11 protein-coding genes are annotated in these 15509 nt (G+C 35.5%); 5 read left to right on the top strand and 6 right to left on the bottom strand.

The window, feature by feature from the left end; translation table 11 throughout:
• Positions 1-31: 31 nt before the first annotated feature.
• The 6 genes from IPZ78_RS12140 to polA all read right to left on the bottom strand — a co-directional run bounded on the left by IPZ78_RS12140 (position 32) and on the right by polA (position 7508).
• Positions 32-1042, bottom strand: a complete 1011-nt coding sequence (locus tag IPZ78_RS12140) for an inorganic phosphate transporter (RefSeq protein ID WP_225554080.1) — start codon at positions 1040-1042, stop codon at positions 32-34.
• A 31-nt stretch (positions 1043-1073) separates the two neighbouring features.
• Positions 1074-1721: a DUF47 domain-containing protein gene (locus IPZ78_RS12135; RefSeq protein ID WP_225554077.1), complete on the bottom strand. Its 648-nt coding sequence runs from the start codon at positions 1719-1721 to the stop codon at positions 1074-1076.
• A 66-nt stretch (positions 1722-1787) separates the two neighbouring features.
• Positions 1788-2825 (bottom strand): sensor histidine kinase, encoded by a 1038-nt coding sequence (locus tag IPZ78_RS12130; RefSeq protein ID WP_225554076.1) that lies wholly within the window; start codon positions 2823-2825, stop codon positions 1788-1790.
• Between the two features lie 55 nt (positions 2826-2880).
• Positions 2881-3534, bottom strand: coding sequence for a phosphatidylserine decarboxylase family protein (locus IPZ78_RS12125; RefSeq protein ID WP_225554074.1), 654 nt, complete (start codon positions 3532-3534; stop codon positions 2881-2883).
• 46 nt (positions 3535-3580) lie between these two features.
• The gene (locus IPZ78_RS12120; RefSeq protein ID WP_225554073.1) at positions 3581-4699 is read right to left on the bottom strand and encodes a toxin-antitoxin system YwqK family antitoxin; all 1119 of its coding nucleotides are present in this window, start codon (positions 4697-4699) and stop codon (positions 3581-3583) included.
• Positions 4700-4712: 13 nt separating this feature from the next.
• Entirely contained in the window at positions 4713-7508 is a 2796-nt protein-coding gene (polA, locus tag IPZ78_RS12115) for a DNA polymerase I (protein WP_225554071.1), read from the bottom strand.
• Positions 7509-7622: 114 nt separating this feature from the next.
• Here polA and rsgA point away from each other — a divergent pair, with 114 nt between their 5' ends.
• The 5 genes from rsgA (at position 7623) to IPZ78_RS12090 (ending at position 15502) form a co-directional block, all read left to right on the top strand.
• The gene (gene rsgA / locus IPZ78_RS12110; protein WP_225554069.1) at positions 7623-8543 is read left to right on the top strand and encodes a ribosome small subunit-dependent GTPase A; all 921 of its coding nucleotides are present in this window, start codon (positions 7623-7625) and stop codon (positions 8541-8543) included.
• A gap of 78 nt (positions 8544-8621) precedes the next feature.
• A complete protein-coding gene (locus tag IPZ78_RS12105; RefSeq protein WP_225554067.1) occupies positions 8622-10448 on the top strand; it encodes a hypothetical protein in 1827 nt (608 codons plus the stop codon).
• A 37-nt stretch (positions 10449-10485) separates the two neighbouring features.
• Positions 10486-12273 carry a TrkH family potassium uptake protein gene (locus IPZ78_RS12100; protein ID WP_225554065.1) on the top strand — a complete coding sequence of 596 codons (1788 nt, stop codon included), beginning with the start codon at positions 10486-10488 and terminating at the stop codon, positions 12271-12273.
• A gap of 24 nt (positions 12274-12297) precedes the next feature.
• Positions 12298-12963 (top strand): potassium channel family protein, encoded by a 666-nt coding sequence (locus IPZ78_RS12095; RefSeq protein ID WP_225554062.1) that lies wholly within the window; start codon positions 12298-12300, stop codon positions 12961-12963.
• A gap of 76 nt (positions 12964-13039) precedes the next feature.
• Positions 13040-15502, top strand: coding sequence for a YfhO family protein (locus IPZ78_RS12090; protein ID WP_225554060.1), 2463 nt, complete (start codon positions 13040-13042; stop codon positions 15500-15502).
• The last annotated feature ends 7 nt before the right edge of the window (positions 15503-15509 follow it).

The following is a 15509-nucleotide window of genomic DNA, read 5'->3' as shown; positions in this document are numbered from 1 at the left end:
GTTCTTTATTTACATCTCTTTTTTTAATTTATTATAAAATATAATGTATAATAGCGAGAGTTAATCCTCCGAGTATTGCACTAACAGGTATGGTTAATACCCATGCCCATAATAAACTAATGGTTACTCCCCATCGTACTGCTGATACTCTTTTGACTACACCTACCCCTATGATTGCACCTGTTATTGTGTGTGTAGTTGATGCTGGAATTCCAAAATGTTCTGTTATCCCCAAAGTCACCGCTCCTGCAGTTTCTGCACTCACACCTTCTAATGGAGTTACCTTGGTGATTTTTGTTCCCATAGTTTTAACGATTTTCCAACCTCCGCTCATTGTTCCCAATGCGATTGCGGCATAACAAGAAATAGGAATCCACTCTGGCATTTGTTCGCCTGCTGTAGCAGCACCTCCGGCGATCATTGCTACAAAAATAATTCCCATTACTTTTTGTGCGTCATTACCTCCATGTGCAAAGCTAAGGCCTGCTGATGAGATGAGTTGAAGAATTTTAAACCATTTCTCTGCGACTCTTGGTTTAGCGTTTCTACAAATATTAATAATAATAAGTGTAATTATGATGGAAATGGTCATACCAATGACGGGTGCCAAGACAATAAAAGATATTATTTTTAAGGTTGCACTTACATTGATTGCTTCGATAGGATTGACTCCAAGGAATAAAGCGTAGGCCATTCCTGATCCAGCAAATCCACCAATTAAGGTGTGTGAAGAACTAGATGGGATACCATAGTACCATGTAAATAGATTCCATGATATTGCAGCTACTAAACCAGCAAAAATCACTTCAAGTGTAATGTATTCTTCAATAACTGTTTTTGCGATTGTATTTGCAACTTTATGGTCTGTGAAATAAAAGTATGCAGCGAAATTAAAAATCGCGGCCCAAAGTACTGCCATAAATGGAGTTAATACCTTGGTAGAGACTATTGTGGCTATAGAATTAGCTGCATCGTGAAATCCATTGATATAATCAAATGCTATAGCTAATACGACAACTACAATCAGTAGAGTTGGTATCATAATGAATTAATTAGATAATTTAAATCAATGTTTATGCATTCTTAACAAGAATACTTTCTAATACGTTTGCTACATCCTCACATTTGTCAGTAGCGTCTTCCATTGCTGATAACACTTCTTTCTGTTTGATAAGCATAATGGCATCTTTTTCATATTCAAAAAGATCAGCTACTGCTTTATCAAAAATATAATCGGCTTTATTCTCCACACTATTAATACGAACGCAAGAGTCTGTAATGTTACGGATGTTTTTTAAATCTTTTAATTCGTATAATGCCTTTGCAACATGTTCAGTCGCTTCAAGGATTAAATCAGTCAATTCAATCATTGGTTCAGTAGGTTTATCTACTTTATATAATTGAATGCGATTGGATGCACCGTGTATGAAATCAGCAACATCGTCCAATGAACTTGCTAATGCGTGAATATCTTCTCTGTCAAAAGGAGTTATAAAATTACGCCCTAGTTCCATATGAATCTGATGTGTGATGTTATCACCTACATGCTCTAAATCTTCAAGTTTTTTAGAGATAGATTTTCTATCTTCGATGTTGGGTGAATTTACCAATTCCTTCAACAATTTAGCCATATCGATTAAATTGGCACCAGCTTGTTCAAATAATGGAAAGAACTTTTTATCCTTTGGGACAAAGTACTGAAAAATACTGTTTAATGACATATTCTTATATTTTCACCAAATGTATGATCTTAATGTTAAGTTAATGTTAAGTCTTCCTATATTTTTTTAGGTGTTACCTTTAGCTTTTTCTAAAGTAAACCCAAATGTAGTACCTATTCCTTCTGTACTTCTTGCGTGAACGGTCTGTTGATGTGCTTCGATAATGTGTTTTACGATGGATAATCCTAGTCCAGAGCCACCTATATCTCTTGATCTACTTTTGTCGGTACGGAAAAATCGCTCAAATACTCGAGAAATATTTTTCTCTTCTATTCCAAATCCATTATCTGTAATTTCAACTAGTATTTGATCAAATAGGGGGTAGATGTTAATTTTAGTTTTACCATCTTGCTTACCATACTTGATTGAATTGTCAATTAGATTGACGAGTACTTGTTGTATTCGTTGTTTATCAGCTTTAACATAGATTGGGCTATTGTTTTTTATATCGATAACTATGTCTATGTTTTGTTTCCGTGCTTTGTCTATTAAATGATCGACAGTCTCTAGAATGAGTTCTATGACATCAAATTTTTCTTTATTAATGGTGATTTGACCAGTCTCTAATTTTGAGATTTGATCAAGATCGTTTAATAAATATGTCAGCCTATCAATATTTCGGGAGGCTTTGTTCAGGAAGTTGTTTGCCATCTCAATATCATCTTCAATCATACCATCCTTAAGCGTCTCGATGTATCCTTGAATTGCAAATAATGGAGTCTTAAATTCATGTGAGATATTAGATAAGAATTCTCTGCGGAATTTTTCTTGCGCCTTTAGTTGGTCTATTTCTGAAGATTTTTGAATAGCCCAATTTTTAACTTCACGCTCTGTGCTTAATATAGGATCCTCACTAGCATGTTCGGCAAGCAACACTTTCATGTCTTTACCTAGTTTTAGACTACGGATGAGTTTATATATGTTACTAATCCTATTTAGAATATGGCGATGAAGGATATTTGTAAGTAGAATGAAGGATATTATGAGTGAAACGACTGCAATAAAGGCAAAGTGTGTCCAGTTTTGGACATAAAAATAGCTTACACTTGCCAATGAAAGTGCTATTATAGCAGATATATAGAATACTAACAGTCTAAAGTTCATAAAAAAAGCTTCACATATGTGAAGCTAAATTACTTATATTAATGTTAAGATAATATTAAAAGCGTGCTATAACTGTTTTTCCTCCGACAACTTTATCGCCAATATTCACAGAAACTTTTGTTCCGACTGGTAAAAATACATCAACACGAGATCCAAATTTAATGAATCCAAACTCTTCACCTTGTTGAACTTGTTGTTCCTCTTTTACGTACCACACAATTCTACGTGCTAATGCACCTGCAATTTGACGGAAAAGAACTTCGACACCATTAGATTTTTTAACAACGACAGTCGTTCTTTCATTCTCAGTAGAAGATTTCGGATGCCAAGCGACTAAAAATTTACCTGGATGATATTTAAAATATGATACAATTCCAGAAATGGGATTCCTATTCACGTGAACATTAATTGGCGACATAAAAATTGATACTTGTAATCTTTTGTCATTAAAATATTCTGATTCTTCAGTCTCTTCAATAACCACTACTTTACCATCAGCGGGACACAATACTGCATTTTCGTCTAAGGCTATTATTTTCTTAGGGCTGCGGAAAAATTGAACTATTGTAATAAATAAAAATGCTGATAAAAGATATAAAAACCATTTAACATATTGATTTGCATCAAAATAATCAGCTGTAGCGTTGATTATAAAAATAAATAAAACTACTAAAGCTAAACTTGTATACCCTTCTTTATGAAATTTCATGAATCTCTGTTTTGTGCAAATATAAACAACTAGGTGGAATAATAAACTATTGTCCCTTTTCTCTTTTTATGTCCAAGTGACTTAATCTTAGATTTCCATTGTTGTTGATAAAGTCTCCTGTTATTGTAATGTTGTCTTTTATAGGTTCTCCATTCAATATTGAAGGAATAAAATATCCTATAGCATTGAATATTCCCATAATTCTGTTTTTAACATTTTTATTTAAATCATCGGGACTATTTATTAACTCGATATTTGAAGGAAACCCTTTTTTGGTTACGGCATATTTAACTTCAACTTGAAAGGAGGTATTAGGAATATTGAACGTAAACGTACTTAGGTTGTGATTAATCTTTCTGGCGGTAAAATTCTTAAAGCCACTATATTCATCAAAAGAACAATTATTGAATATAAATAATTCACTCCTGCCAAAAAAATCAGAAGGAACCAATTGGAAGTCTTCATATGGGATGAATAATCCGATGAAGTCAGGAGATAGGTGACTTGAGGTTCTTTTCTCGTCAGCAAATGTTTCTGTAAAGACTTGGACAAGTTCTTTTTTCTTTCCATCGGTAATAAAAGATGTAGACCAATTGCCATCAGGTTTTCCATTTTTAATAATACCCTTTGTATTGTAACTGGCATAACCATGATCCGTGAACCCTTTTATAGGTATGTTTATATTGTATTTACCTTCACCGGACTTAATTTTTTGATTGCCAAATGTATCCCAAAAGTCTACGAACTTGAAATCTGCACTATCTAATGATATTACTAACATAGGTTTTCCATCAGGATAATAGTAGCTCCATAGCCCAGATTCGTCATTATCAATAAAGGTTGATTTCCATTTCACTTTTCCATTAGGATGATAAGCCGTGAATGCTCCGTCTTTTTTTCCATTCTTATAGAATCCATGAAGGATTAATTTCCCTTGATTATTGAAGTCTTTGAATTCTCCGTGAAACCTTAAAGTGATTGTATCAAATTGTGCTACACGCTCAATTGATTTAAATTCACAGTTCTTATCAACTAAAAAATAGTTGTCATCATAAAAGAACCTGGTGTAGTCATTATTTATCTTTTCCTTGAAGACAATGTCTTGTGCATAGGAAAAGAAATTAATAAGAAAGAATACAACAAAGAAGCAATATTTTTTTACCATAATACCTAAATTGTTAGTGCGCTTCTAGCCAATTACTTCCTTCTCCGATTTCTACCTCAATCGGTACGCGCATAGTAATAGCGGATTTCATTCTATCTAAGATAATATTTTTAAATGAATCTATCTCATGTGTAGGAACATCAAAAACCAACTCATCATGCACCTGCATAATCATTTTGCCTGTGAGTCCTTGTTCATTGATATCATTTTGAATATTGATCATTGCGACTTTGATCATATCTGCAGCTGAACCTTGTATTGGCGCATTAATTGCATTTCGTTCTGCAAAACCTCTTACAGTCATATTTGCGGAATTGATATCCCTTAGATAACGGCGACGTTTTAAAATTGTTTCTACATATCCGCGTTCCTTGGCAAATTCAACAGCTTTGGACATATACTGCTTGATACCTTGGTATTGATTGAAATATTGTTCAATAATTTCAGCCGCTTCACGGCGAGGTATTCCTAAACTTTGAGAAAGACCAAAAGCCGATTGACCATAGATAATACCAAAGTTCACCGCTTTTGCATTGCGACGTTGATCAGAGGTAACCTCATCTAAAGAAACGCCATAAACACGAGCTGCTGTAGCTTTGTGAATATCAAGTCCTAATGAAAAAGCTTCTAGCATATTTTCATCCTGGCTTAATTCAGCCATGATACGCAATTCTATTTGTGAATAATCGGCTGAAAGTAATACATGGTCTTGCGACCTTGGAATAAATGCTTTGCGTACCTCTCGTCCTTTTTCTGTACGAATTGGGATATTTTGTAAATTGGGGTTTGTCGAACTTAAGCGCCCTGTGGCAGCTACAGCTTGATTGTATGACGTATGAATTAATCCTGTATTCGGATTGATCAACGTTGGGAGAGCGTCCACATAAGTAGATTTTAGTTTTTGATATTGTCGAAAATCTAGAATATCTTGTACAATATCCGATTTGTGTGCTAACGCCAACAAAATATCTTCACCAGTTTTGTATTGACCTGTTTTCGTTTTCTTTGCTTTGGGGTCGAGTTGAAGTTTGTCGAATAAAACTTCTCCGAGCTGTTTTGGTGAGGCGATATTGAATTTCACCCCAGTTTTTTCGTAAATACTGTTTTCAAGAGTAGCAATGTCTTTTTCAAGAGATTCAGAAAAAGTTTTTAGTGTATCGACATCAATTTTAACGCCGTTTTTTTCGATTTCAGCCAATGTATAAACGAGTGGAAATTCCACGTTTTGAGCCAAATCTTGTGTTTCAGTTTCTTTTAATTGCGGCACTAGTTTTTCATACAATTGCCATGTTATATCCGAGTCTTCAGATGCGTACTCTTTGATTTTTTCAATTTCCACATCACGCATATTGCCTTGGTTTTTACCTTTACTACCAATCAATTCTGTGATAGAAACTGGTGTGTAGCCAAGATAAGTTTCAGCCAATATATCCATACCGTGACGTGTATCTGGATCAATTAGGTAGTGAGCCAACATCGTATCAAATAATTCTCCTTTTACTTGAATGCCGTATTTTGCCAATAAAAGAATATCATATTTGATGTTTTGTCCAACTTTTGTGATGTCTTTGTCTTCCAAAACTGGTTTGAAAATATTGACAATTTGCTGTGCCTGCTCAGCATTTGCTGGAGTTGGCACATAGTAAGCTTTCCCTTTTTCGAAAGAAAAGGATAAACCGACTATTTCAGCGGTTAGCGCATCCAGGCCGGTTGATTCTGTATCGAAGCAGAATATTTTTTGTTTAGATAAATCAGTAGCTAATCCCTCTATTTCTTTAATATTCTCGACTAATGTGTACTTGTGCGGCGTATTGTGAATGTTGTTTGCAGCAGAAGTAGGGATATCTTCTGATTCATTTGTGTTGTCTGTTGTCGCGATTGGTGCAGCAAATAGATCCATTTGAGCGGAAGTATTTTTAGCACTATCTACTACTGTAAAATCTTCTCCAAAAACACGCTTTCCTAGAGTTCTAAATTCTAGTTCTGCAAAAAATGGTTCTAAAATTTCTTTATTTGGCTCGATCACTTTGAGGCTTTCCTCATCTAATTCTACAGGGACGTCAAGAAGGATAGTTGCTAATTTTTTAGAAATAAGACCCTGTTCGGAGAAGTTGATAACATTTTCCTGCTGCTTTCCTTTAAGTTTGTCCGCATTTGCAATTAGACCTTCTACAGAACCATATTCTTGAACGAGCTTCTTCGCTGTTTTTTCACCAATTCCTGGTATGCCCGGAATATTATCTACTGCATCGCCCCACAGGCCTAGGATATCAATGACTTGCGATACATCAGTGATTTCCCATTTTTCCAAGATCTCAGGTACACCTAATACTTCTGCTCCATTTCCCATACGCGCAGGCTTATAGATGAAAATATTGTCAGATACCAACTGACCGAAATCTTTGTCTGGTGTCATACAATATACCGTAAAACCTTCTAGTTCCGCTTTCTTTGCTAACGTACCGATGATATCATCGGCTTCATAGCCATCTTTTGTAATTAGGGGGATATTGAATCCTTCAATAAGTTTGAATACATAAGGAATTGACTTAGCTAAATCCTCTGGCATCTCTTGACGGTGTGCTTTGTACGCTTCGAATTCGATATGGCGATTTGTTGGGGCTGCAGTATCGAAAACAACGGCTAAATGCGATGGATTTTGATTTTTCAAAACATCCAATAAGGTGTTGGTAAAGCCCAAAATAGCACCAGTATTTAATCCATATGAAGTCAAACGAGGCACTTTGCTTAATGCAAAGTAAGCTCTATAAATAAGAGCCATTCCGTCTAGAAGAAATAGTTTTTTCACCTAATATATATTTATGTGTACTTACAAAGGTAATAAAATGAATAAGGCTGATATTAACAAATTTTTGCGACTTTTGTAGGAATGTCATTTCAAATATAATTGAGACAAAATCGCATGAGAGGATTGGTAATAAAATCTACAGGAAGTTGGTATCAGGTACAAGATGAGCTGGGGAATCAATACGATTGTCGTATAAAGGGTAAATTTAGAACCAAAGGTATTAAAACTACTAATCCTATTGCTGTAGGTGATTGGGTGAATTTTGAATTGGAGGCTGATCAAAACACGGGGATAATTACAGAACTAGAGCCAAGAAGAAACTATATTATTCGTAAATCGGTGAACCTTTCTAAGCAAACACAAATAATCGGGGCAAATCTAGACCAAGCAATATTAGTGGTCACATTAGCATCACCACCGACTTCATTAGGTTTCATAGATCGTTTTTTGGTGACTGCGGAAGCGTATAGCATCCCTGCAATTTTGGTGTTCAATAAACTGGACTTATTTAGTGATGAGGGTTTAGAAATTTTGGCGGACTACAGAGGAATTTATGAAAAACTAGGATATCCTTGTTATCAGGTATCGGCAGCAGAAGGAACAAATATAGACGATGTTATAGCTCTTTTGAAAGATAAAGTGACATTGGTCTCAGGGCATTCTGGTGTAGGGAAATCTACGTTAATTAATAGCATCGTTCCGAAAGCGTCTTTGCGAACAGGGAATATTTCGGATTCGTCTGATAAAGGAAAGCATACAACCACCTTTGCTGAAATGATACAGCTGCCTTTTGGAGGAAAATTGATTGATACTCCAGGTATTCGTGAATTGGGCATAGTAGATATAGAAAAGCAAGAATTGTCTCATTTCTTTCCCGAGATGCGTGCTTTTCTGAATAAATGTAGATTTAATAATTGTATACACATTAATGAACCAGGGTGTGTGGTGTTAGATGCGGTTGAGGCTGGACATATCGAATCATCTAGGTATGAAAGCTACATTAGTATGTATAATAATGATGACAACAGGAGTTAACTAATAAGCCGTTAATGGACTGAAAACAAAAAGCGTTGTATATTGTTTTGTTATAAATCAATATACAACGCTTTTTCTATGAGACCAATTTGGAAGTGGATACTGGGAATTATTGCAGCTATCATTGTTATACTAATTTCGGTAGTGTGGTATTATAGTCGTAACTGGAAGCCAATAGTTGAAACTAAACTCAAAGAGGTAGTTTACAACTCTACTAATGGTCTTTATTCACTTCGATATGATGATTTAGATTTGAATATCGGATTGGGAAATGTCACTCTGACGAATGCTGAACTCATTCCTGATTCTGTCGTCTACCAAAAAATGATATTGTCGAAAGATGCACCAAATAATCGGTTTCACATTAAATTAAAAGCACTAAAAGTCCGTCGATTCAATTTGATGGATGTGATTTCTAAGAAAAAGTTGAATATCAAGTCTATTTCTTTTGAAGAGCCAAATATTCATTTGTTGAGTGAACATCATTCCTTTAATGATACGATCAGTAATAAGCCTAAAAAAACACTCTATGAGAATGTGAAAGATATTTTCTCATCTGTAAATGTGAAGGATATAAATATTGAAGATGTCAAGTTTAAGTATTCGAAGTTTGAGGAAGGAAAGCAAAGTAGTATTGATTTGGATAAGATTACGATCAAGGTTCATGACGTATTAGTCGATGAAACATCATTGCAAGACAGCACAAGGTTTTTCTATACTAAAATGGTTGATGTTGATATTCCGGGCTTTGAATATGATTTGCCAGATGGTTTTTACAAAGCAAAATTTAAAGGGCTGAAGATTAATACTCGTGACCAAAATATATTGCTTACAGATGTCGTTTATCAACCTAAGATGAATAAGGCATCATTTTATAAACAAAAGAATCAAAATGTGACCATGGCCGTGATGAAGTTCGATACGTTGCGCGTGGAACGTTTAGATTTCAAAGCTCTAATTGATAATCAACAAACAATCGCTTCTAAAGTTCAACTTAAAAATGGTACAGTTGATTTATATGCAGATAAGCGTTACCCCAAATATCCAATTGTAAAAGTCGGTAGATCTCCACATCAACAGATAATGAAAATGAAGAAATTACTTCATTTGGATACAGTTGTAGTCGATAATATATCCATAACGTATCATGAAATGAGCGGTAAGTTCTTCAGAGAAGGGTCAATAAGTTTTAATAACGCCAATGGTGTATTAACTAATGTAACGAATGATTCTTTGGCACTGAAAAAGGATAAGTATATGCGAGCCGATTTGCGCGCAAAAATTATGAACGCAGGGAATATTCATATGAAGTTTGGGTTTGATATGTTAAGCAAAACAGGACATCATACTTATAGCGGCACATTGGGCGCCATGCAAGCTACGTCATTTAATCGAATCTTGGCGCCTTTACTCAATGTTGAGTTGGCCTCTGGAAATATTAAAAAGATATCTTTTAATATGGAAGGGACAGATCGGAAGAATTGGGGGGAATTTAGATTTGATTATAGTGACTTAAAGATTAGTTTGCTCAATAAAAGGGATGAAAATGGTGAGCAATCTTCAAAAAAGGTTGTTTCATATCTTGTCAATCATCTATTGATCAACGATAGTAATCCTGACAACAAAGGGGTATATACTATAGGTAAGATAAATTACACACGGGTGCCAGAACATACTTTCTTCAAAACAGTGTGGCAAAGTTTGCTTGACGGTATCAAGCAGTGTGCGGGAATAAGTAAAGAGCGAGAAGCAAAATTAATGGGAACTGCTGAAACGGGTAAAGATGTTGTAGAAAAAGGAAAGCATATCGTCGAAGGCGCTAAGGATGTAGGAAAGAAAACAGGAAATTTTATAAAGGGAATTTTCAAAAAGGACAAGAAATCAGAGGAGGATTCTAAACAGTAATTGCTTATAAAGTAAAGTATATTACTATGTTTGTACTATGGAATCCATTGCCAGTTTTCTAAAGTTTGTATTCCGCTATCGTCAGGGGATAGTCGACAGAGTGATGTTTTATGTAAGCATGATTTGTGCGCTTACAGTTATCGTTCATGTAGGGTATATAACCAATCCAAATATTGCTTTATACACAGGACAGGCTATAGTTATAATGTTTTATGGCTTGTTTTTCATGGAACTGCTTCGTACAGGCTCGTATATTTATGCAAGTCAGCGTATCAATGTGTCCCAATATTCGGGTATAGTTGTAGTCACCAGCATCTTTGTTATTGTCTTGGCCCGTATAAGCGGGGTTGATTTCCTATCTTATTTCGCAAGAGATGAATGGATGTATTTTGGGATTGGTGTAATATTTCTGTCTGAGCTATCGAAGAGTAGCCTTTTCTTTGATAATTTTTATTTTAATCCTACAATATTATTTGTAATCAGTTTTATAGGTTTGATTTTGATTGGCACATTATTGTTGATGTTGCCACGTACCACATTGCATGCACCACTCAGTTTTGTAGACGCATTTTTTATGGCAACAAGTGCGGTTTGTATCACTGGATTGGCAGTTACAGATATATCGAGTAATTTTTCTCTTTTTGGACAAAGTGTGATTTTGACGCTCATTCAAGTGGGAGGCTTAGGGATTATGACGTTTACAGGTTTCTTTGGTTATTTCTTCTCAGGTGGGTTTTCCTTTAAAAATCAACTAATGTTTGGAGAAATATTAGGTGAAAACAAGCTAAATTCTGTCATTTCTACATTATTGACTATTATATCTATTACGTTACTTTTCGAATTAATTGGAGCGGTATTTATCTTTTTTTCAATTGAATCAGCACATTTTGACAATGTAGGTCAGCAAATTTTCTTTTCTGTTTTTCACTCCATATCATCATTTTGTAATTCTGGCTTTACGATATTGCCTGATGGTATTGCAAATGATAATTATAGGTACAACTATGGTTTTCAAATTGTGCTCGCACTGATATTTGTTTTGGGAGGTATGGGATTCGGAACGGTTTATAATTTTTATACGTATGTCAAATCTCAAATCGAAGCATTAATTCAGGCTGTAGTTAATAAGAAGCGATTCAAACACAAAGCGCAGCAGTTTTCTTTCAATACAAAGTTTATTGTTCTTTGTAATATGGTCGTGCTTGTGTTGGCTACCGTGTCCTATTATGTGATGGAGCAAAATTATACTTTATCAGAAGATAAAAGTGTGATTGGCGAGTGGGTGACTTCTTTTTTTATGGCAAATGCATCGCGCTCAGCTGGTTTTAATAGTGTAAACATCAATTTTCTAAATATTCCAACCCTAATAATGATTACTACGCTTATGTGGGTGGGAGTTGCTCCAGGGTCAACTGGTGGGGGGGTAAAGGTGACAACAATTGCTTTGGCCTTTATGAATATAATTGCATTAGCAAGAGGTAAAGATTCAATTGAGATTTTTAGACGTAGAATAGCTGCAGAGTCAATCAATAAAGCATTTGCTATTATAATTCTTTCGGTGTTGACGATTACCTTTTCTTTTATATTGCTCAATGTGACTGATCCACAACAAGAGATGATTCCATTGTTGTTTGAAGTCGTCTCTGCGTATACAACATGTGGACTTAGTATGGGGGTTACGCCATCATTGAGTGCTGCAGGAAAATTAGTGGTAATCATCACCATGTTTGTGGGGCGTGTGGGGATGTTGACATTGCTTGTGGCGTTTATCAAGAATACAAAAAACAAAAGTTATATTTATCCAACAGAAAAGCTACTTTTCTAGTTTTTATATGAAAAAGGCAATAGCATGAAATATATTATTTTAGGATTGGGACATTTTGGTCGTTCATTAGGAATACATCTTACAGAACTGGGACATGAGGTGATAGGTGCTGATCTCAATATTCAGATTGTCGAACAATTAAAAGATAAAATTACACATACAGTTTGTCTCGACACTACAGATAGGGAAGCGGTAAGTTCGCTGCCATTGAAAGATTGTGATGGTGTCATCGTTGCAATTGGTGAAGATGAGGGGGCGACATTAATGACTACAGCTCTCGTGAAACAATTGGGCGTAAAGCGGATAATTGGACGCGTAGTTTCGGATTTGCAACGTACCGTTATGGAAGCTATGCAGATCGACGAATACATCATGCCTGAGGAAGAGGCGGCAGAGCGTTTAGCAATGCGTTTGGATAATATTGATATTGTAGATTCATTCAAAGTCTCAGATAAATACCAAATCATCGAGACGAAAGTGCCAAATAAATACGTGGGTCTTACATTACGCGAGGCCGATCTAACGAATAAGTATAAAGTTATTGTGTTGACCACTGTAAAAGTATCTGAGGGTTTGCACAAAGAGGCTTCGGGTATCGCAAAATCAGATACTGTCTTACGTGAAAATGATCTATTAGTCGTTTTTGGCGAATTATCCGATATTAAAAAGTTAATTGAAAAAGGAAACTAATCATCAAAGTCATAGTAATTATTAAAATCAATTCTATATTTTTGGGCTTTGACAAAAAATAACCACTAAATTATACATGAAAAATTGGTTTAAAGATAACTCCTCACATTTAATCGTCATTGCAATATTTTTTGCTTTAGTGTTTTTCTATTTTTCGCCAGTTTGGCAAGGTAAAACCCTATCGCAACATGACGTGGTACAGGCTATAGGTAGCCAAAAGGAGCTTTTCGATTATAAGGCAAAAGATGGTCCTGCACCCAATTGGACAAACTCCATGTTTGGTGGTATGCCAACTTTTCAAATTTGGTATGAACATGCAACCAACGTTGGGACATACATTAACCGTGCTATTAAATCAGTTTTTCCAGTTCCGGCAGATATAATTTTAATTTATCTATTAGGAGGTTATTTCTTATTAAGTGTATTACGTGTTAAACCATGGTTAGCTGCGGTTGGGGCAATAGCAATAGCTTTCTCGTCCTATAATTTCATTTATATAGAAGCAGGACATCTCAATAGAGCCTATGCAATAGCCTATTTAGCACCAATTATAGGCGCTGTAATCATGTGTTATCGCGGAAATAGGTTGTGGGGTTCTATTCTATTAGCATTGTTTTTAGCTTTAGAAATTCGTACGAACCACGTCCAGATGACGTATTACCTATTTATAGCGTTGTTGATTTATGTTGGTTTCGAATTGTACTATGCTATTCGTGACAAAAAATTACCAGAATTTGCGAAAAACACAGCTGTCCAAGTAGGTGCAGTGCTAGTTGCAGTTGCAGTAAATGCTACAGTATTATTCCCTACCTACGAATACAGTAAATTGACGACTAGAGGCAAAGCAAATATTACTAAAACAGATGATGGAAAGGCTTCTGCCGGTCTTGACAAAGAATATGCGTACGCATGGAGTCAAGGCGTTGGTGAAAATTTAACATTGTTAATACCTAATGCTTATGGAGGTAAATCAGGTGGTTTATTAGACGAAGAGTCACATGTAGCTAAGTTTTTTACAAGTGTAGGTGCGCCACAACAACAAGCTGTTCAGTATGCTCAAGGTATACCTACATATTGGGGAGATAAGTCATTTACTTCTGGCCCATGGTATTTTGGAGCAGGTATAATTGCTTTATTTATTCTAGGATTATTTCTTGTAAAAGATAGGTTAAAGTGGTGGATTGTATCGGCAATAGTCTTGACAATGTTATTAGCATTGGGAGAAAACTTCCCTATAGTATCTGATATATTCTTCGATTATGCGCCATTGTATAATAAGTTTAGAGCACCAGAATCAATACTTATTATTCCTTCTATATTGATTCCATTGTTAGCGGTTTTGGCTGTACATGAGTTGATTCTTAGAAAAGACGAAATAGTTGACCTTGATAAAAAGGTGCTATATAGTTTCGGAGGTGTTGCGCTTTTGTGTCTAATAGTTGCGATAATACCAAGTCTCTTAAGCTTCAAAATAACTGATCATCAAAACTTCGTGGCGATGTTAGGACAGCAGCTTGGTGATGCGGGTATGGCAAATCAATTGGCGGATGCTTTGGTAAAGGATAGAGCGGACTTGGCTTCAGCTGATGCATGGCGTTCGTTCTTTATCGTCGTGATTATTCTTGCTTTAATCTTTGCATTTATAAAAAAGAAGCTATCTGCTACCGTCTTAGTAATTGTACTTGGGGTGGTAACGTTGGTGGATTTGTGGACGGTGGACAGACGCTATCTAAACAATGATACATTCGTTGATAAGAGTGTTTTAAAGAATCCTATCGAAGAGCGTGAGGTTGATCAATTGATAAAATTGGATAAAGATCCAAGCTACAGAGTGTTGGACTTAACGACAAATCCATTCTCAGATGCTAAGGCTTCTTTTTACCACAAAAGTCTAGGTGGTTACCATGCCGCGAAATTAATGCGTTTTCAAGAGATATTAGAGCACCAATTTAATGGAGCTATTAATGAAGACGTGTTGGATATGTTCAACGTACGTTATTTGATTTCTAAAGATCCACAAAATAATGTAGACCGTATTCAGAGACGTTCGACAGCAGCAGGTAATGCATGGTTTGTAGATAAGGTAACTTTTGTAAAGGACAATAACCAAGAAATGCAAGCTATTAGTAGTTTCGATCCTTCAAAAGAAGCTTTTGTACATGAGGAGTTCAAAAGTAAAATCGACGAGAAGCGTTTAAGATTAGCAAATAATGCATCAATTAAATTGACTTCTTATCATCCAGATAGAATGGAATATGAATATAGCGCACCTAATGATGTGTTTGCGGTGTTCTCTGAAGTTTATTACGAGAAGGGATGGAAGGCTTATGTAGACGGGGAAGAAGTACCTATCTTACGTGCCGATTATATCCTTCGTGCACTTCAATTGCCTGGAGGGAATCATAAAGTGGAATTTGTATTTGATCCATCAACGGTGAAAATTAGCAATATTGTTTCTCTAATCGGATCTATTGTTTTGGTTTTAGGGTTAGTAGCAGGAATATTCCTTACTCTTAGACGGAAAAAACAATCCGTATAAAAAACAG

Origin of the sequence: Sphingobacterium bovistauri (assembly GCF_020295405.1) — a bacterium.
GTDB classification, from domain to species: Bacteria; Bacteroidota; Bacteroidia; order Sphingobacteriales; family Sphingobacteriaceae; genus Sphingobacterium; species Sphingobacterium bovistauri.
Note: the sequence above shows the minus strand (reverse complement) of the source record. Positions and strands in the feature narration are given on the sequence as shown.